Below are 18338 nucleotides of genomic sequence, written 5' to 3'. Positions count from 1 at the left end.
AAGAGCCTCCTTCAAACGTCGATTGCCGCAACCGAGCCTGCGCGTTTGCGCAGTTCGAACTTCTGGATCTTGCCGGTCGATGTCTTCGGCAACTCGCAGAACTCGACGGCACGCGGCACCTTGAAGCCCGCAAGGTGCGCCTTGCAATGCGCGATCAGTTCGTCCGCGCTCACTTGCGCGCCGGGCTTCGTCTCGACGAACGCGCAGGGCGTCTCGCCCCATCGCGCATCCGGCTTCGCGACGACGGCCACCGTGAGCACCGCAGGATGCCGGTACAGCACGTCCTCCACTTCGATGCTCGATATGTTCTCGCCGCCCGAGATGATGATGTCCTTGCTGCGATCCTTGATGCGGACGTAGCCATCCGGATACGCGACGGCCAGATCGCCCGTATGAAACCAGCCGCCGCTGAACGCTTCCCCGGTGGCCTTCGCGTTTTTCAGATATCCCTTCATCGCGATGTTGCCGCGAAACATGATCTCGCCGATGGTTTCGCCGTCGTGGGCAACAGGCTGCATGGTCAGCGGATCGAGCACGCTGACCGCATCCTGCAAGTGATAACGCACGCCCTGCCGCGCATTGAGCCGCGCCCGCTCGCCGATATCGAGCGCACGCCATTCCGCTTGCTGCGCGCAGACGGTTGCGGGCCCATACACTTCGGTGAGCCCGTACACATGCGTCAGTTCGAAGCCGAGCCGCTCCATGCCTTCGATCATCGCGGCGGGCGGCGCGGCGCCCGCGACCATCGCATGGACCTTCTGCGCGATGCCTTGCTTCATCTCCTCCGGTGCGTTGACGAGCAGGTTCTGCACGATGGGCGCGCCGCAGTAATGCGTCACGCCTTCGTTGCGGATCAGATCGAAGATGGTCTTCGCATCGACCTTGCGCAGGCACACGTTCACGCCCGCCCGCGCGGCGACGGTCCAGGGAAAGCACCAGCCGTTGCAGTGGAACATGGGCAATGTCCACAGATACACGGCATGCTTCGGCATGTCCCATTCGAGGATATTGCTGATTGCATTCGTATAAGCGCCGCGATGGTGATACACGACGCCCTTCGGATTGCCCGTCGTGCCCGAGGTGTAGTTGAGGCAGATGGCGTTCCATTCGTCCGATGGCGGGGACCATTCATAAGCAGGATCGCCGCCCGCGAGCAACGCTTCATAGTCTATTTCGCCGATGCGCTCGCCTTCGCCCGCGTACTGGGAGTCATCGACATCGATCACCAGGATGGACTGCGGCACGTCTTCGAGCGCCTTCTTCATCGTACCGGCGAACTCACGGTCGACGAGCACCGCTTTGGCTTCGCCGTGCGTGAGCATGAAGGCGAGCGTGGCTGCATCGAGCCGCGTGTTGAGCGTGTTCAGCACGGCGCCCGTCATCGGCACGCCGAAGTGCGCTTCGACCATCTCGGGCGTATTCGATAGCATGGCCGCGACCGTATCGCCGATGCCGATGCCGCGCGCGATCAGCGCCGACGCGAGCCGGCGCGTTCGCGCGTACGTTTCGCCCCACGTGCGCCGTATTTCGCCATGCACGATGGCCGGCCGCTGCGGATACACGGACGCCGCGCGCTCGATGAAGGTCAGCGGCGTCAGCGCCGCGAAGTTGGCGGTGGTCTTCGGCAGGCCCTCGTCGTACATGTGCGCGGTCATGGTCGTCTCCTCGTTGCATCGGCCTCGAATGCCGCTCATCTTACGCGTGCCTGACGGTCGCGACGCATCAAGGCTGGTTGTCGAGCTTCACTTCGAAGCCGCGTCGCACGCCGGGCCTCGCGAACAAGGCGTCATACCAGCGTTCGACGTTCGGGTAATCGCCGAGCGCCACCTGATGACGCTCGTGCCGCCACGCCCAGCCGAGTATCGCGAAGTCCGCCACCGACAGCGCGCCCGCGACGAATTCGACTTCCGACAGCCGCTTGTCCAGCACGCGATAGAGGCGGCGCGTTTCGTCGGAATAGCGCTTCAGGCCATAGCGCCGGTCGCTTTCCGCTTCGACCATGCGGAAGTGATGCACTTGTCCCGGCATCGGCCCGAAGCCGCCCATCTGCCACATCAGCCATTCGAGCACCGGCACGCGATCGCGCAGGCTCGCGGGCAGAAACTGTCCGGTCTTTTCGCCGAGATAGAGCAGGATCGCGCCCGATTCGAACACGCTGATCGGCAGGCCGCCGGGGCCGTCGGGATCGACGATAGCCGGAATGCGGTTATTCGGGCTGATGCGCAGAAACTCGGGCGCGTGCTGCTCGCCTTTCGTGATGTCGACCGTCCTCACGGTATAAGGCAGTTGCATTTCTTCCAGCGCGACGCTGATCTTGCGCCCGTTGGGCGTGTTCCAGGTGTGCAGTTCGATGGTCATGTCGGTAGGGCGCCGATGGATGCGTTCAGGTCAGTTCTGCTGCGACGTAGCGCTGGAATCCCGCGCGCACGGACTGTTGCGCGTACCAGCGTTCGAGATCGGGCAGCGCGGGGCGTTCCAGTTCGGCGATGCCATACCATCGGCGCGCGTAAGCCGCGATGACGAGATCCGCCAGCGAGAACGCGTTGCCTTCGAGATGGTCGCGGGCTTTCAGGTGCGCGTCGACTACGCGCCAGAGTGTTTCGACTTCCCGCGCATCGGCTTCCAGTTGCCTGAGATGGCGCTTGGCTTCGGGCGTGCGGATGTAGCCCCAGAACACCGGGCGTTCCGCCGGCTGCAGCGTGGACAGCGTCCAGTCGAGCCAGCGATCGACGCTCGCGCGCAGCTTCGGCTCCGCCGGATAGATGGCGCTGCCGGGGCCGTACTGCATCGCGAGATAGCGGATGATTGCGTTCGATTCCCACAGCACGAAGTCGCCGTCGACGAGCGTCGGCACGCGGCCCATCGGGTTCATCGCGAGATAGCCGGGTTCGTGATTGCGGCCGAACTGCATGCCCGCGTCGATGCGTTCGTATTCGAGTCCCAGTTCGTCGCAGCACCACAGCACCTTCTGCACGTTGACCGAATTGGCCCGGCCCCAGATCGTCAGCATTCGATGTCTCCGTCTTGTCGAGTGTGTCGTTTGCTCAAGCATAACGGCTATTAAGCGAGGGCTGCAATCCGGCTTTGCTCTTACATAAGAGAGGGCTAATTCGTCCCTGGAAGATGCTTGGAAATACTAATCAAACGGCTGCGACCGTCGACAGCCGCGAGAACGCCCCGGAATGCCCGCGCGTTTGCGCTAAAGACAACACAAACGCCTGCCCGCTTGCCTGAGCCGATGCGCTGCGATATTTGATGTGATAAAAGTCCGCGTGCCCATCCGTCGTGCGGTCGCGCCCGCGATCCGAAGACAGCTAGACGAAAGCCGCTCGGATGGGCGCATCACATCGAACAGCAATAACGCCAAGACAACCATGAAGACGATCACCTCGCGCGCGGCCACCGCGCTTGCCGCATCCGCCATTGCCTGCGCCTGCCATTCCACGTTCGCGCAAAGCTCGGTCACGCTGTATGGCGTCGCCGATGTCAGCGTGCGCTATCTGACGAACGCCAACGCCAATAACGACGGCAAGCTGTCCATGACGAACGGCGCGATCACGAACAGCCGTATCGGCCTGAAGGGCACGGAAGACCTCGGCGGCGGACTGAAGGCGATCTTTCGCCTGGAGAGCGGCGTCGAACTGAGCAACGGCCAGTATTCGGACAGCCAGCGCGCCTTCAATCGCGCGGCCTATGTGGGGCTCGCGAACCAGTATGGCGCGCTGACGCTCGGCCGCCAGAAGACGCCTCTCTTCGACATGCTCGGCGATACCTACGATCCGCTCACGGTCGGCAATTACTTCGAGAACGCGTGGCTCCCCGTGGCGCTCGGCGCCGGACTCTATGCGGACAACGCCGTGAAGTACAACGGCACGTTCGCGGGCCTCACCATCGGGGCAATGTATTCGTTCGGCACCAACTACACGGCGACCGGCCCCGGTGGCTTCTCGGGCCAGGTGCCGGGGCATCTCGGCGCGGGCAACATGTACGGCTTCACGGCGTCGTATGCGGTGGGGCCGCTGTCGATCGGCGGCGGATACCAGCAGAACAGCGACAACGCCAGCAACAAGCAGAAGATCTGGAACGCGAACATCGTCTATGCGGTCGGGCCTGCGAAGCTCTATGTCGGCTATCTGCATTCGACCGACGACACCGGCTTTGTCGACAGTCTGCTCGCGCAACGCAATCTCGTATCGGGCGTGGACATTCTCAAGGGCTCAGGCCGCCGCGACGATGGCCCGTTCGCCGGCGTGACGTGGCAAGTGACGCCCGCGCTGCTGCTCACGGGCGCGTTCTACTACGATCACATGAAGAACGCGGCAATAGGCGGTGGCGAGACCGGCAGTGGCAATCGCTATACGGGCGTCGCGCTCGCGGAATATGCGTTGTCGAAGCGCACCGAAGTGTACGGCACCGTCGACTTCAACAAGGTCACGGGCGCGGGCTTCGTCGAGCTGCCGGGCAGGTCGAATCAGACAGGCGTATCGGTCGGATTGCGCAATCTGTTCTGATCGTGCCGATGGTGTCGGCTCCCACGCGGGCGCGGAACTTGCAACGCAGCGCGCGTAGTCAATATCAGGGAGACGAGAATGTCCGACACTCAAAGCACTCGACAGATCGACCCGTGCAGGCTCGGCGTTGCGTTCATCGACGCGCAATTGCTGTCGCTCTGCACGCACGCCGGCTTGCTGGCCGACTGGATCGAAAACGGCGAGCACGCGCCGGATTTCAGCGCACTGGCGCGGCTGGTTGCGCATCGGCGCGCGCATCCGGAAGCGCACGCGCATAGCGAAGACGGCATGCCGATGAAACAGGAGCCGACCGACGACCTGCAACCGTGGCCTTCGCTCGCGACTGCTTCCGAGCGCATGGCGTTCGCGTTGCGCGTGCCGTGCGTGAACGCGATTCTCGCGGTGGCGGATTTCTTCGACGTGCATCGGCTGTCGAGTTCGCGCACGCCCGAAGTGCAATTCCTGATGCGCCTGCGCGATGCCGCCGTGAATGGCGAGCGCTTTCGCATCGGCGAGGATGAGTACGTGCCGCATGCGGCATACGGCGGTCTCATCATCGACAAGACACTCGACGGTCAGGCCTTGTTCGGACAGACCGCGGATACCGGGTTCATTGCGTTCGGCGATGTGGTCGGTCTGCTCGCGTACTTGCGCAAGCTCCTGAAGAGCATGCAGGCGGTGATCAGTTCGGGCGATGCCGGCTGAAGCCGGAGAAACGCGGCCGCGTGCCATCTTGCGCGGCCGCGTTTCCTCGATGATGCGTTACTGCGCCGTCGCCTTCTTGTGATGCTTGTGGTGCTTGTGCGTCTTGCTATAGGCGGGGCGCTTCTGGTTCGACGGATAGTCGGCGGCGGCGAACGACAGCGTCGGCGCGGCAAACGCTGCGAGCACGAGCAGCGCGAGGGTCTTCTTGAAGGCAGTTTTCATCGGATGATCGAAAGTGAATCGTGAAAGATGCGGCGCGAACGATTCGACCGTCCGGGCCGCAGGCAATAAACGGTACGGCGCGGCCAGTGTAGCCGGACAAAATGACAGTGCCTCGATTGCCGCTTTCATGATTCACGCGTTCGGTCCTTCCGGCAACTTGCGCTGCCACGCCACCGCAATCGCGCTGCCGACGATCAGCGCAATCCCGCCAATCGATAACGCCGCGATCGTCTCGCCCCACGCAAGATAGCCGAACAACGCGGCCCACACGATGCTCGTGTAATTGAACGGTGCGAGCGCGCCCGCGTCGGCGCGGCGATAGGCAACCGTCATCAACAGTTGTCCCGCCGTCGCAAACGCGCCGAGCAGCGCCATTACGCCGAGCGCCTGCAGCGTCGGCATCTTCCAGCTGAAGGGGAGCGTGCACGCGGTGACGATCGTGCCGACCGCGCTGAAGAAGAGCACTGTCGTGCGTGAATCGTCGGTGGCGCGAATGCGCTTGATCTGCATGATCGACAACGCGCCGAAGAGCGCGCTCGCGAGCAGCAGCAACGGACCGAACCAGTTGGCCTCGCCCCCTCCGGGCCGCACGACCAGCAGCACGCCCGCGAAGCCGATGCACGCGGACCATGCGCCGCGCGTCGTCAATTTCTCCTTGAGGATGAACGGCGCGAGCACCACGACGATCAGCGTCTCCGAATAGGCGATCGCGACCGCTTCGCCGAGCGGGATGAACGGCAAGCCCGCGAAGAAGAAGCCCGATGCGCCGAGCAGCGTCAGCGCGCGCAAGGTCTGGCCTTTGACATCGAGCGTCCTGATGCGCTCGATCAGCGAGCGCTTGCCGATGCAGCACATTGCGAAGGCGGGAACGAGGCCGAACAGCATGCGAAAGAAGGTCACTTCGTTCGGCGGATACTGCAGCGCGACGACTTTCGCGAGGGCATCGACGATGGCGAAGGACAGCATCGACGCGAGAATGCAGCCGATGCTCGCAAGCGGTAGCGGCCCGGTGCGTGTGGCGGTGATCGATGGCATGAGGCGCAATGAGCAATCAGATAGCGGACAGGGCGCTGCCGCGACGCTTGCGCGGCTTCGGCTCGACGCCCACGCGCGGATCGCGGGCGAGCACGAGCGCGGTCAATTGCGCGGCGACGGTCTCGAAGTCGGGGCTTTCCTGCGCGACATACAGCCACTTCCCGAGCACCGGATGCGGCCGCAAGGCGGGCATCGCGTCGATCAGCGCTCCGTGGCGTTCGTGCGATGTACACACGAGCAGGCCGTTCCACGGCTTCTCGCGATCGGCGGCGACGAGGCACAGCAGGCCGTCGATATACGCCGCATCGCACCCGAACATGCGGCGGCGAATGTAAGTGGCGTCGCCTTCGAGAGCGTCGAAGATCCAGAGCAGCGAATTGCGGATGGAGGCGGGCATCGTTCAACCGGGTTGCTGCTGGCAGTCCGTCTGCAGCCAGCGAGCGATGCGGCGCTGCGCCATCTGGAGATCGTCGGGATAGTACGGGTCGTACCACTTCGACGGGTCGTAGCCCGCCTTCCTGAGCGCGGTCAGCTCGCTGCGCTTGCGCTCGGGCGTCGGCGGCGCGTGATCGCGCAGCGCGATGAGGTCGCGGCATTCCGTTGCGGACAGGCGCCCCGCGTCGGCGGGGGAGCCGCTCGCGGCGCAGCCCGCCAGCGCCGGTATCAGCGCGCACAGCGTCAATGAGGTGATAAAGGCGATCTTCATGTCAGGTCTCGGAGGAGAAGCCATTGCGCGGCTGGTGAATTGTGTCCGATTTCTCGCGATGTCGATTTGGGCCCCGGTGCATCGTCGTAGACTGTGTCGACTTTTTCAAGTGAAGGGTGAACACCATGGCTACCGGCACCGTCCGTCTGCAACGCGTCTTGCGCGCCACGCCCGAACGCGTCTATCGCGCGTTCGTCGAACCGGACGCCATCGCGAAGTGGCTTCCGCCGTATGGCTTCACGTGTCAGGTTCATCATATGGACGCCCGCGCGGGCGGCACGCACAAGATGTCGTTTCGCAATTTCAGCACCGGCCACAGCCATTCGTTCGGCGGCGAGTACATCGAACTCGTGCCCTTCGAGATGCTGCGCTACACCGACCGTTTCGACGATCCCAACCTTCCCGGCGAGATGCACGTCACCGTCTCGCTGCGGCAGGTGTCCTGCGGAACGGAGTTGAGCGTCGTGCAGGAGGGCATACCCGAAGTCATTCCAGTCGAGATGTGCTATCTCGGCTGGCAGGAATCGCTGCTGCAACTCGCGAGACTCGTCGAGCCCGACATCGCGGAATGACGTGTCGCGGCGCGTGTGCCGTTACGCTCAGGGCCTTGCCGCGACTTCATCCAGATGCGCCAGCAAGTCGGCCGGATCTTCGTACACGCGCAACGCGCCCGCGCGCTCCAGTTCGTCGCTGCCGTAGCCGCCCGATAGCAGGCCCACGCCGAGCGAACGGCAACGGCGCGCCGCGAGCATGTCCCAGATGCTGTCGCCGACGACCACCGTATGCTCGATCGGCACGTTCAGCCGTTCGGCGGCGGCGAGGAACAGGTCGGGGTCGGGCTTCGCATACTTGACGTCGTCGCGCGTAATGACGACCTGCTTCGACGCATCGACACCCAGCGCCTCGAGATTGACCGCCGCCGTTTCCATGCGTCCGCTGGTCGCGATGGCCCAGCGCGTGCCCGCGTCCGTCAGCGCGGCGAGCAGTTCACGCGCGCCCGGCAGCGGACAGACCTGCGCGCGCAGCCGCTTGTACGCTTCGGCATGCAACTGACGCAAGCGCTCCACGCGCTCCGCGCTGATCTCGCCGTGCGTCTCGCGCAAGAGCTGGTTGGTGAAGAGCCCGCCGCTCATGCCGATCTTGCGATGAATCCGCCACACCGACAGTTCGATGCCCTCGGCATCCAGCGCTTCCTTCCAGGCGAGCACGTGCTGATAGACGCTATCGACGAGCGTGCCGTCCAGGTCGAAGAGAAACGATGTTTCGATCCGCATGTTCTGCTCCCTTGAAGTCACTCCATGATACGCACGATCCCGCACGCGAGGGCCAATGCCCTGCATCGATGCGATAATCGATCCTCGCGCCTACTGGCCGCAATGACGCGGTAAAACCGCATCCAATCCCACTTCGAAGCATCGACAACGCACCACGGAGCCCATTTTGAGCCGCATCGACAATCCCGCTCGCGATCAGGAGGCCGGCGTGGCCGACTCCACGCAAGATACGACCCGCATCGACGACACGCGCATCGGCGCGGTGCGTCCGCTGATTTCGCCCGCGCTGCTGCTCGACGAACTGCCGGTCACGTCCGAGGTGCAATCGCTCGTCGAGCGAAGCCGCGCGGGAATAGCGAATATCCTGCATGGCCGCGACGACCGGCTCGTCGTCGTCGTCGGGCCGTGTTCCATTCACGACCACGATCAGGCGATGCAGTATGCGCGGACTTTGAAGACCGTCGCCGAGCGGCTCAGCGACGATCTGCTCATCGTGATGCGCGTGTACTTCGAGAAGCCGCGCACGACGGTCGGCTGGAAGGGCTATATCAACGATCCGCGTCTCGATGGCAGTTTCCGCATCAATGAAGGTCTGCGCCGCGCGCGCGAACTTCTGCTCGAAATCAGCGCGCTCGGGTTGCCGACCGCCACCGAGTTTCTCGACCTGCTGAGTCCGCAGTACATCGCGGATCTGATCGCGTGGGGCGCGATCGGCGCGCGCACGACCGAGAGCCAGAGTCATCGACAGCTCGCATCGGGGCTGTCATGCCCGATCGGTTTCAAGAACGGCACCGATGGCGGCGTGCAGGTGGCCGCCGACGCGATCGTCGCGGCGAGCGCGAGCCATGCGTTCATGGGCATGACGAAGATGGGCATGGCGGCGATCTTCGAAACGCGTGGCAATGCCGACTGTCACGTCATTCTGCGCGGCGGCAAGAAAGGCCCGAACTACGATGCGGACAGCGTGAACGCCAGTTGCGCGGCGCTGGCGGCGCTCGGTCAGCGCGAACAGGTGATGATCGACTGCTCGCACGCGAACTCGAACAAATCGCATCAGCGTCAGGTCGATGTCGCCGAGGACATCGCGCGCCAGTTGTCGGCGGGCGAGACGCGCATCACGGGCGTGATGATCGAGAGTCATCTCGAGGAAGGGCGTCAGGACCAGAAGCCCGGCGTGCCGTTGAAGCACGGGGTATCGATCACGGATGCGTGCCTCGGCTGGACGCAGACCGAGCCGGTGCTCGAGTTGCTGGCGGAAGCGGTGCGCAAGCGCAGGGCGCGGTAAGGCAGGGAAAAAGCTGCCGCGCTCAGGCGGCAGCCGCTGAATTTACCGCATCGAGCAGCGCTTCCGGATCGTAGGGCTTGCGCAGTTGAATCGCTCCCGGCAGCGCCTGGCGTTCCTCGTCGCTCAGTGCAAGCTCGTAGCCCGTCACGAACACCACGCCGAGCGACGGTTCTTCGCGACGCGCGGCCATCGCCAGCGCAACGCCGGACTCCCCCGCGAGGTCCACGTCCGTCAGCAAGACCTCGAAGCGATGCGCGCGCAACAGCGCCGTCGCTTCATCGACGCTCGCGGCTTCCGTCAGGTCGAGTCCCAGCGAGCGCAACAGTTCCGCGCTGCTCGTGCGGACCATTTCGTTATCTTCGACGAACAGCACGCGCTTGCCCGACACGCCATCGTCCGTGCCTTCGGGCGGCGCGGCTGCGGCATCGGCATTCGCGTCCGCGCTCTTGCGAACGTGTCGCCCGAGCACGAGCCGGACCTTGCGCGCGAGCGCGTCGTGCGTATAAGGCTTGCTCAACAGGTCGATGCCTTCGTCGAGCCGCCCCGCATGCACGATCGCGTTGTCGGTGTATCCCGACGTGAACAGCACCGCGATGCCCGGCACGCGCTCGCGCGCCTTGCGCGCCAGTTCGGTGCTGCGCAGCGGCCCCGGCATCACGACATCGGTGAAGATCATGTCGATGGGCACGCCGCTTTCGACGATGGCGAGCGCGCTATGCGCGTCCTTCGCGCGCAGCACGCGATAGCCGAGATCGGCGAGCAGGTCGACGACGGTGGCGCGCACTTCCTCATCGTCCTCGACGACGAGAATGGTTTCGCTGCCGCCCTTGGCCGGTCCCGCTTGCGTATTCGTTTCGAGGTCTTCTTCCTCGCGCGCACGCGGCACGTAGATACGCACCGTCGTGCCGTGGCCTTCCTCGCTGTAGACCTTCACGTGCCCGCCCGACTGCTTGACGAAGCCGTACACCATCGAGAGGCCGAGGCCCGTGCCTTGTCCTTCGCGCTTGGTCGTGAAAAACGGCTCGAACGCGCGTTCCTGCACTTCCGGCGACATGCCCGAGCCCGTATCGGTGACGGCGACCATCACGTACTGGCCGGGCAGGACATCGGCGTTGCGCATCACGTAGGTCTCATCGAGCGATGCATTGCCCGCCTCGATGGTGAGCTTGCCGTGGCCGTCCATCGCGTCGCGGGCGTTGATCGCGAGATTGAGCAGCGCGTTCTCCACCTGGAAAGGATCGACGAGCGTGTTCCACAAGCCGCCCGATACGATCGTCTCGATCTCGATGCCGTCGCCGAGCGCGCGGCGGAACATGTCGTCGAGGCCGCGCACGAAGCGGCCCAGATTGACGACCTTCGGCGCGAGCGGCTGGCGTCGTCCGAACGCGAGCAGTTGCGATGCGAGATTCGCGCCGCGCGCCACGCCCGCGAGCGCGCTGCGCACGCGCTGCTCGGCCTTGTCGTGACCGGCGACATCCTTCGCGAGCAGTTGCAGATTGCCGCCGACCACCTGCAGCAGGTTGTTGAAGTCGTGCGCGACGCCGCCCGTCAGCTTGCCGATGGCCTCCATCTTCTGCGCCATGCGCAGCGCCTCTTCGGCGTGACGCAGCGCGTCGGCGGTTTCGCGGTCGGCGGTGACGTCGCGGCCCACGCCGTGAATGCGCCGCGTGCGCGGATCGAGCGACAGCGTCCACGCGATCCATCGCCATCCGCCGTCGATGCGCGCAAGCCGGCACTCGTACCGCACCGGCGCGCCGCTCGCGCGCAGCTTGTCGAGTTCGAGCGCGACGCCGGGCGCGTCGTCGGCATGGACGAGTTCGAGCATCGTGCGCGCATGCAGGCGCTGCGCATCGATTCCGAGCACCGACGACCACGACGGACTCACGCGCAACAGCGCGCCTTCGAAACTCGCGATCACGAACAGGTCTTCGCTGAGTTCCCACAGCCGGTCGCGGTCCGCGACGACTTCCGTCACGCGCCGCTCGAGCGTTTCGTTCAGATCGCGCAGCGCGGCCTGCGCGCGGGTGCGCTCGGCGATCTCGTCCTGCGCCGCCTGAAAGAGCCGGGCATTGTCGATGGCGATCGACGCCTGCGCCGCGATGCCGCTGAGGATATGCTCGGCGCGCTCATCGAATATGTTTGGTTCGGGATGCCCGAAGAAGAGACCGCCGAGCACTTCGCCGGTTCGCGAGATGACGGGCGCGGCGAGATAGCTGCACACCGCGAGATGGCCCTTCGGCATGCCGTAATGCGGCGCGCTGTGGCCGTAGCGCGGGTCTTTCGTGATATCCGGCGAACGGACGATGCCCTCGCCGCGAAACGTCGGCCCGAAGACGCTCGTGTTGCGCGGCATCGGAAACTTCGCGAAGCTGTCTTTCGGCACGCCCGAGAGCGCATAGAGCTTGTAACTGCCGCCTTCGTTGTCGGGCACGTTATAGAAGAACGAACCGAACGCCGCGCCCGTCAGTTCGGTGGCCGCGTCCGTCACCACCTGGACGACACGCGCCAGATCGAGCTCGCCCGCGACCGTGGTTCCGACGCGGTTGAGCACTTCCAGCACGCGCGATTCCTCGCGCAGCCGCAGTTCCGTCTCGCGCCGCAGCCGCGCGAGCCGCAGATTGTTCGCCACGCGCGCGAGCAGTTCGCGAGCGGAGAAGGGCTTGGTCAGGTAATCGTCGGCGCCGGCGTCGAGGCCGCCCACGCGCGCTTCCTCGCCCGCGCGCGCCGACAGCAGCACGACGGGCGTGTCGCGCAGCATGTCGTCGTCACGCAGCGCGCGCAGCAGGCCGAAGCCGTCGAGGCGCGGCATCATCACATCGGAGACGATCACGTCGGGGCGCAACGCACGGGCGGCATCGAGCGCGGCGGCGCCGTCTGCGGCGACGTCGACCTCGTGGCCTGCGGCGGCCAGCATGCGGCGCATGTACTCGCGCAAGTCGGCGTTATCGTCGACGACGAGCACGCGGCCCGTCGTCGCGAGGATCGACGCCGTTTCACCGTCGGCAGGCGCGAGCGGTGCGTCGAACGCGGGCGCAAGGCCGTCGATCGCGCGGAGATCGCCGGTTTCGTCGGCATCGGGCGTCCAGCGCAGCGCCGCATCCACGTATGAACGCGCGCCGCTGCTCGCTTCGGCGCGCGCGGCGGCGTCGCGCGGAACGGACGCCAGCTGCGCGGCGGGCAGCGTGACGCGGAAGCACGCGCCGTCGCCGGGGCTGCTGTCGACGCCGATGCGCCCGCCGTGCAGCTTGACGAGTTCCTGGACCATCGCGAGGCCGATGCCGCTGCCTTCGACCGAGCGCCCCGTCGCGCCCGCGACGCGATGAAAGCGCTCGAAGACGCGCTCCAGCTCCTCTTGCGGAATGCCGATGCCCGTATCGCGCACGCACATCTCCACTTCCTGACCGGCAATCGTGCGCAGCGACACTTCGATCGCGCCGTCGAACGTGAACTTGAACGCGTTCGACAGCAGATTCATCACGACCTTCTCCCACATGTCGCGGTCGATGTCCGCGATGATGGGCGTATCGGGAATGTCGATGCGAAGCTCGATCCCGGCCGATTCGATGGCCGAGCGGAACAGCGACGCGAGTTCGGCGGTGAAGGCGGCGATATCCGTCGTCTGCCGGTGAATCTCGATGCGTCCCGCCTCGATGCGCGAAAAGTCCAGCAGCGCGTTGACGAGCTTCAGAAGCCGCAAGCCGTTGCGATGCATCATCTCGACGAGCCGCACGTCGCCGGGCGCGACGCGCTCGCGGTTCGCGAGCATCTCTTCGAGCGGGCCGAGCATCAGCGTGAGCGGCGTACGAAATTCGTGGCTGATGTTGGAGAAGAACGTCGTCTTGGCGCGATCGATTTCCGCGAGCGCCTCGGCGCGGCGGCGCTCTTCGTCGTACGCATGGGCGTAGCCGATCGCCGCGCTGACCTGTCCCGCGACGAGATTCATGAACGCGCGATAGCCGTCATCGAACAAGCGATACGGATTCAGCCCGACGACCAGCACGCCAGCCGGGCCCGTCTCGCCGGTCGGTGCAATCGGCAGGAGCGCGGCGCGCGTCGGCGCGGCGTTCCATGCGCCGCTCGGCAGGGCGGTGTCGAAGTGCTCTTGCAGATTCGTCACGAGCCGCGCCTGATTTTCGCGCAGGACGTCGTGAACGGGCCATGCGCCGGGTTGCCCCGCATGCAGCGTGTCGGGCGCGGCCGGATGCCCCGGTGCGATGCCGCACGCGCCGACGAGCGCCGCCGTCTGGCTGGCGGGCTCGGCTGCATAAAGGAGCGCGAACGGCATGTCGCGCGGCGCGTTTCCGAGCGCTTTCATGGAACGTTCGCAGGCTTCCCGCCAGGTGCGCGCATCGGCGGCGGAAGTCGCCAGTTCGCGCAGCACGAGTAGTTGCCGCTCGCCGAGCACGCGTTGCGTATCGTCGCTGTTCGCGCAGATGATGCCGCCCGCGCTGCCGCGGTCGTCGGGAATCGGGCTATAGGAGAACGTGTAATACGTTTCCTCCGGAAAGCCGTTGCGCTCCATGATGAGCAGCTTCTGTTCGACGAATGTCCCTTCCACGCCCGAGAGCGCGGTGTCGAGCAGCGGGCCGATGTCGTTCCAGATTTCCCGCCATACGACCGAAGTCGGCTGGCCGAGCGCCTCGGGATGCTTGCCGCCGATGATCGACTTGTACGCGTCGTTATAGAAGAACAGCAGTTCGCGGCCCCAGCCGATCCAGATGGGCTGGCGCGAGGTGAGCATGATGCGGATGGCGGTCTTGAGGCTCTGCGGCCAGAGCATCGGTTCGCCGAGCGAAGTCTGCGCCCAATCGAAGCCCCGGATGAGCACGCCCATTTCGCCGCCGCCGAGCAGGAAACTCGGTTCCACGCCGTCTGCTGTCGTATCCGGGATCAGATTGTTGGACTTCATCGACGCAAAATCTCCTCGCTGGTCTTTTCGATGCCGCGGCATGATCGCGCAAGAGCGACGTTCTGTGGATGAGGCTGCCTGAATGAGCCACGCGATTTTCGCATGGAACAGCGGTCGCCCCGCGTCGGCTCGCGCGGCCGCGATGCGCTTTTTTGCGTGACGGCGATAGCAACTTTCGTGACCAGCGCGCGCCCGCGGATTGCGGACGGACAGGATTGCAGGGACCTGGAAGTCTCGTGTAAGGATTGCTTCTTGCTGTCCGGCTTGTGTCCAGCAGGGAGGAATATATGCAAACCAAAGGCCACACTTCCACCGACCAACTCGACACCATCCCCGACACCACGAGTCCCGCCTATGCGAAGGCGAACCCGATCATGCGGGCGTTCGACAGTTTCGCGAGTCTCGTCACGCGTTGGGCCGGCTCGCCGTATGCCTTCGGCTTCGCGGTGACGAGCATCGTCGTATGGGTCGTCACCGGGCCGCTCTTTCATTACTCGGACGGATGGCAGCTCGTCATCAATACCGGCACCACGATCGTCACGTTCCTGATGGTGTTCCTCATTCAGCAGAGCCAGAACAAGGACAGCGTCGCGCTGCACCTGAAGCTGAACGAACTGCTCGCGACGCATCGGCGGGCGAGCAATCATCTGATCGGCATCGAGGATGCGAGCGAGGAGGAACTGCGCAGACTCGCCGCGGCGTATCTGCGCCTGGCTGCCGACGGCGGTTCGAAAGCGGGGGCGAGTCCGTCGCCCGCGTGCGATGTCGACGCTCAAACCGAAGTGGAAGGCGCGAGCGCCAAGGGCGCACGCTGAAGCGCGGCGCCCGTTAGGAACAGCGCCGGTTACTTGTCCTTATGCCCCGGCAGCACGGCGCCGAGCACTTGCCTGGCCGTATCGACGATGACGTTGCCCTGATCGGGATCGCCCTCGAACAACGTCGTCGCGAACGCCTTCGCCTGTTGCAGCGTGAAGTGCGGCGGCAGTGGCGGCACATTTGGATCGGTCTTCACTTCGATCACGACAGGACGGTCCGACGCCAGCGCTTCGTCCCACACGGCGGCCATGCGCTCCGCGTCGTCGACATAGAAGCCCCGCAAGCCGATCAGCTCCGCGAACCGGTGATACGGCACCGACGGAATGTTCTGGGATGCTTCGAACTTCGGATCGCCGTTCATCACGCGCTGCTCCCATGTGACCTGATTCAAGTCTTCGTTGTTGAGCACCATGCAGATCCAGCGCGGATCGGACCATTGCTTCCAGTACTTCGATACTGTGATGAGCTCGGCCATGTTGCTCATCTGCATCGCGCCATCGCCGACGAGCGCGATCACCGGTCTGCCCGGATGCGCGAACTTGGTTGCGATCGCATAAGGCACCGCCGCGCCCATCGATGCAAGGCCGCCCGATAGCGAGCACATCATGCCGCGCTTTACTTTCAGGTCGCGCGCATACCAGTTCGCGCACGATCCGGAATCGCTCGTGACGATCGCATTCGACGGCACGCGCGGCGACAGTTCCCATACGGTGCGTTGCGGATTCACGCCGGTCTCTGCAGGCTCGAGCGCGCGCTTTTCGAGCTTCTTCCACCAGTCGCCCATCCAGCCTTCGATGTCGTCGCGCCATCCGTGATCGGTCTTCTCCTGCAGCAGCGGCAGCAGCGCACGCAACGTCTCGGCGCTGTCGCCGACGAGATTGACTTCCATCGGATAGCGGATGGAGAGCATGTCCGCCTTGATATCGATCTGCACGCCGCGCGCCTGACCTTCCTTCGGCAAGAACTCGGAATATGGAAAGCCCGAGCCGATCATCAGGAGCGTGTCGCATTCGGTCATCAGCTTGTAGCTGGGCTCGGTGCCGAGCAGGCCAATTGAGCCGGTGACGAACGGCAGATCGTCGGGCAACGCGGCCTTGCCGAGCAGCGCCTTCGCGACGCCCGCGCCGAGTTTTTCGGCGACCGCGATCACTTCGTCAGTCGCCTGAAGTGCGCCCGCGCCGACGAGAATCGCGACCTTCTTGCCGGCGTTGAGGACATCGGCGGCGCGTTGCAGATCGTCGGCATAAGGGACGATCTTCGGCGCGCGATAGCCCACGCCCGAATGCACGGTGCCATGCTTGCGCGGCGGCGGCTCGTACTTCAGGTCCTGCAAGTCGTTCGGCAGAATCAGCGCGGTTACGCGGCGTTCGCCGAGCGCCGTACGCACCGCGCGATCGACCAGATGGCGAACTTGCGACGGCACGCTCGCCTGCGCGACGAAAGCGCCCGCGACGTCCTTGAACATCGCCTGAAGGTCGAGTTCCTGCTGATAGTGTCCGCCGAGCGCGGCCCGCGCCTGCTGGCCCGCGATGGCGAGCACCGGCATGTGATCGAGCCTTGCGTCATAGAGACCGGTGAGCAGATGAGACGCACCCGGTCCCGAAGTCGCGATGCACACGCCCAGCTCGCCCGTGAACTTGGCATGGGCGGAGGCCATGAACGCGGCCATCTCTTCGTGGCGCGCCTGAATGAATTCGATCTTGCCGTTCGCGCGATTGAGCGCGCCGAACACGCCGTTGATGCCATCGCCCGGATAGCCGTAGATGCGGCGCACGCCCCAGGCGTACAGGCGGTCGACCAGAAAATCGCCGACGGTGGTGCTCATGATGATTGCCTCCGTGATGCGTTCGGAAAGGAATGCAGGAACGAGAGGCGGGCAGCAAGGCACATGCCGTGCGCGTGCAATCGACGCGTAAGCTCAGTGCGCGACTTTCGCAGGCATCGCCCTTCGCTTCAGCACGCGCGCCTGCAGCACGATCACGAGCAACAGGAACAACCCGCGAATCACCGACTGCCAGTACGCCGACAGGCTGATATAGCCCAGACCATTTTCGAAGTTCAGCAGATTGAACACGAGCCCGAGCAGCGCGACGCCTGCAATCGTCATCGCGATGGAGCCTTCGCCGCCCGTCAGCCGGGTGCCGCCGAGCACGACCGCCGAAATCGCGAACAGCTCCCAGCCGACGCCTTCGTTCGGCTGTCCCGCGCCGAATTGCGCCGCGAGAATCGCGCCCGCGATGCCCGCCAGCAGTCCGCTCACCGCATAGACCGCGACGAGCGTGCGATCCACGTTCAGGCCCATCAGCCGCGATGCCTCTTCGCTCCCGCCGATGGCGAGCGCATGCCGCCCGAAGCGCGAACTGCGCAGCGCGATCCATCCCGCGACCGCTGCGATCAGCGACACGATGCCCGGTATCGGCAGGCCGAACAGATCGTCCTGGCCGAAGGCGGCGAAGTTCGTGCCGGATGAAATCGCGACGGCATCGTTATGGCCGAGCAGCAGCGCGAGACCATGCGCGCCGAGACTGGTCGCGAGCGTGACGATGAACGGAAGAATCCGCATGTGCGTGATGACCATGCCGTTCAGCACGCCCACGGCCAGCCCCGCGAGCGAACCCGCAAGCACGCCCGCCACCGCGCCGTAGGGGCTCGCCAGCGCCGCCACGACGCTCGCGAGCGCGGCCACCGCGCCCACGGAGAGATCGATGCCGCCCGTGATGATGACGAACGCCATGCCGATGGAGATCAGCGCGAACATCGAGTTGTATCGCCAGAAGGACGTGACGTTGTATGCCGACGCGAAGTGCTCGTAGCGCACGAGGCCGAGCACGACCAGCGCGACGAGTGCGATGAGGATGGGAAGGTTCTTCTTCAT

At 64.9% G+C, this 18338-nt stretch carries 16 protein-coding genes; 5 read left to right on the top strand and 11 right to left on the bottom strand.

All coding sequences use genetic code 11. The features are described from left to right. Positions 1–11: 11 nt before the first annotated feature. The 3 genes from P9220_RS23240 to P9220_RS23230 form a co-directional block, all read right to left on the bottom strand. Positions 12–1655, bottom strand: a complete 1644-nt coding sequence (locus tag P9220_RS23240; protein WP_309768024.1) for an acyl-CoA synthetase — start codon at positions 1653–1655, stop codon at positions 12–14. 67 nt (positions 1656–1722) lie between these two features. Beyond that, a complete protein-coding gene (locus P9220_RS23235; RefSeq protein ID WP_309768023.1) occupies positions 1723–2358 on the bottom strand; it encodes a glutathione S-transferase N-terminal domain-containing protein in 636 nt (211 codons plus the stop codon). Between the two features lie 25 nt (positions 2359–2383). Further along, positions 2384–3010, bottom strand: a complete 627-nt coding sequence (locus tag P9220_RS23230) for a glutathione S-transferase N-terminal domain-containing protein (RefSeq protein WP_309768022.1) — start codon at positions 3008–3010, stop codon at positions 2384–2386. A 364-nt stretch (positions 3011–3374) separates the two neighbouring features. Between P9220_RS23230 and P9220_RS23225 the strand changes: the two genes are divergently transcribed. Then, positions 3375–4511: a porin gene (locus tag P9220_RS23225; RefSeq protein ID WP_309768020.1), complete on the top strand. Its 1137-nt coding sequence runs from the start codon at positions 3375–3377 to the stop codon at positions 4509–4511. A gap of 78 nt (positions 4512–4589) precedes the next feature. Beyond that, on the top strand, positions 4590–5216 hold the full coding sequence (locus P9220_RS23220; protein WP_309768019.1) for a hypothetical protein: 627 nt from the start codon (positions 4590–4592) through the stop codon (positions 5214–5216). A gap of 57 nt (positions 5217–5273) precedes the next feature. On the opposite strand, the gene P9220_RS23215 is transcribed toward P9220_RS23220, so the two are convergent. The 4 genes from P9220_RS23215 to P9220_RS23200 all read right to left on the bottom strand — a co-directional run bounded on the left by P9220_RS23215 (position 5274) and on the right by P9220_RS23200 (position 7179). Continuing rightward, entirely contained in the window at positions 5274–5438 is a 165-nt protein-coding gene (locus P9220_RS23215) for a hypothetical protein (RefSeq protein WP_309768018.1), read from the bottom strand. 132 nt (positions 5439–5570) lie between these two features. Further along, complete coding sequence (locus tag P9220_RS23210; protein ID WP_309768016.1) at positions 5571–6473, bottom strand: DMT family transporter; 903 nt, start codon at positions 6471–6473, stop codon at positions 5571–5573. A 16-nt stretch (positions 6474–6489) separates the two neighbouring features. Continuing rightward, positions 6490–6870 (bottom strand): hypothetical protein, encoded by a 381-nt coding sequence (locus P9220_RS23205; RefSeq protein ID WP_309768015.1) that lies wholly within the window; start codon positions 6868–6870, stop codon positions 6490–6492. Positions 6871–6873: 3 nt separating this feature from the next. Then, positions 6874–7179, bottom strand: a complete 306-nt coding sequence (locus P9220_RS23200; RefSeq protein WP_309768014.1) for a DUF4148 domain-containing protein — start codon at positions 7177–7179, stop codon at positions 6874–6876. A gap of 125 nt (positions 7180–7304) precedes the next feature. On the opposite strand from P9220_RS23200, the gene P9220_RS23195 reads away from it, so the two are divergent. After that, entirely contained in the window at positions 7305–7751 is a 447-nt protein-coding gene (locus tag P9220_RS23195) for an SRPBCC family protein (protein WP_309768013.1), read from the top strand. 27 nt (positions 7752–7778) lie between these two features. Here the strand turns inward: P9220_RS23195 and P9220_RS23190 are convergent, their stop codons facing one another. Next, positions 7779–8453: an HAD family hydrolase gene (locus P9220_RS23190; RefSeq protein WP_309768011.1), complete on the bottom strand. Its 675-nt coding sequence runs from the start codon at positions 8451–8453 to the stop codon at positions 7779–7781. A gap of 166 nt (positions 8454–8619) precedes the next feature. On the opposite strand from P9220_RS23190, the gene P9220_RS23185 reads away from it, so the two are divergent. After that, a complete protein-coding gene (locus tag P9220_RS23185) occupies positions 8620–9738 on the top strand; it encodes a 3-deoxy-7-phosphoheptulonate synthase (protein WP_309768010.1) in 1119 nt (372 codons plus the stop codon). A 22-nt stretch (positions 9739–9760) separates the two neighbouring features. Here P9220_RS23185 and P9220_RS23180 read toward each other — a convergent pair whose 3' ends face one another. Continuing rightward, positions 9761–14647 (bottom strand): response regulator, encoded by a 4887-nt coding sequence (locus P9220_RS23180; protein WP_309768008.1) that lies wholly within the window; start codon positions 14645–14647, stop codon positions 9761–9763. Between the two features lie 287 nt (positions 14648–14934). Here P9220_RS23180 and P9220_RS23175 point away from each other — a divergent pair, with 287 nt between their 5' ends. After that, complete coding sequence (locus P9220_RS23175) at positions 14935–15462, top strand: low affinity iron permease family protein (RefSeq protein ID WP_309768007.1); 528 nt, start codon at positions 14935–14937, stop codon at positions 15460–15462. Positions 15463–15491: 29 nt separating this feature from the next. Here the strand turns inward: P9220_RS23175 and P9220_RS23170 are convergent, their stop codons facing one another. Then, the gene (locus P9220_RS23170) at positions 15492–17288 is read right to left on the bottom strand and encodes a thiamine pyrophosphate-requiring protein (protein ID WP_309768005.1); all 1797 of its coding nucleotides are present in this window, start codon (positions 17286–17288) and stop codon (positions 15492–15494) included. Positions 17289–17381: 93 nt separating this feature from the next. Then, entirely contained in the window at positions 17382–18338 is a 957-nt protein-coding gene (locus P9220_RS23165) for an ABC transporter permease (protein ID WP_309768004.1), read from the bottom strand.

This window comes from Caballeronia sp. LZ016, assembly GCF_031450805.1.
GTDB lineage: Bacteria > Pseudomonadota > Gammaproteobacteria > Burkholderiales > Burkholderiaceae > Caballeronia.
This window is presented reverse-complemented; position numbering and strand designations above follow the sequence as displayed.

What these genes read in the sequence shown, in the direction of transcription:
- P9220_RS23240 (WP_309768024.1), bottom strand. Translation starts at nt 1,655, where the DNA reads ATGACCGCGCACATGTACGACGAGGGCCTGCCGAAGACCACCGCCAAC.
- P9220_RS23235 (WP_309768023.1), bottom strand. Translation starts at nt 2,358, where the DNA reads ATGACCATCGAACTGCACACCTGGAACACGCCCAACGGGCGCAAGATC.
- P9220_RS23230 (WP_309768022.1), bottom strand. Translation starts at nt 3,010, where the DNA reads ATGCTGACGATCTGGGGCCGGGCCAATTCGGTCAACGTGCAGAAGGTG.
- P9220_RS23225 (WP_309768020.1), top strand. Translation starts at nt 3,375, where the DNA reads ATGAAGACGATCACCTCGCGCGCGGCCACCGCGCTTGCCGCATCCGCC.
- P9220_RS23220 (WP_309768019.1), top strand. Translation starts at nt 4,590, where the DNA reads ATGTCCGACACTCAAAGCACTCGACAGATCGACCCGTGCAGGCTCGGC.
- P9220_RS23215 (WP_309768018.1), bottom strand. Translation starts at nt 5,438, where the DNA reads ATGAAAACTGCCTTCAAGAAGACCCTCGCGCTGCTCGTGCTCGCAGCG.
- P9220_RS23210 (WP_309768016.1), bottom strand. Translation starts at nt 6,473, where the DNA reads ATGCCATCGATCACCGCCACACGCACCGGGCCGCTACCGCTTGCGAGC.
- P9220_RS23205 (WP_309768015.1), bottom strand. Translation starts at nt 6,870, where the DNA reads ATGCCCGCCTCCATCCGCAATTCGCTGCTCTGGATCTTCGACGCTCTC.
- P9220_RS23200 (WP_309768014.1), bottom strand. Translation starts at nt 7,179, where the DNA reads ATGAAGATCGCCTTTATCACCTCATTGACGCTGTGCGCGCTGATACCG.
- P9220_RS23195 (WP_309768013.1), top strand. Translation starts at nt 7,305, where the DNA reads ATGGCTACCGGCACCGTCCGTCTGCAACGCGTCTTGCGCGCCACGCCC.
- P9220_RS23190 (WP_309768011.1), bottom strand. Translation starts at nt 8,453, where the DNA reads ATGCGGATCGAAACATCGTTTCTCTTCGACCTGGACGGCACGCTCGTC.
- P9220_RS23180 (WP_309768008.1), bottom strand. Translation starts at nt 14,647, where the DNA reads ATGAAGTCCAACAATCTGATCCCGGATACGACAGCAGACGGCGTGGAA.
- P9220_RS23175 (WP_309768007.1), top strand. Translation starts at nt 14,935, where the DNA reads ATGCAAACCAAAGGCCACACTTCCACCGACCAACTCGACACCATCCCC.
- P9220_RS23170 (WP_309768005.1), bottom strand. Translation starts at nt 17,288, where the DNA reads ATGAGCACCACCGTCGGCGATTTTCTGGTCGACCGCCTGTACGCCTGG.
- P9220_RS23165 (WP_309768004.1), bottom strand. Translation starts at nt 18,338, where the DNA reads ATGAAGAAGAACCTTCCCATCCTCATCGCACTCGTCGCGCTGGTCGTG.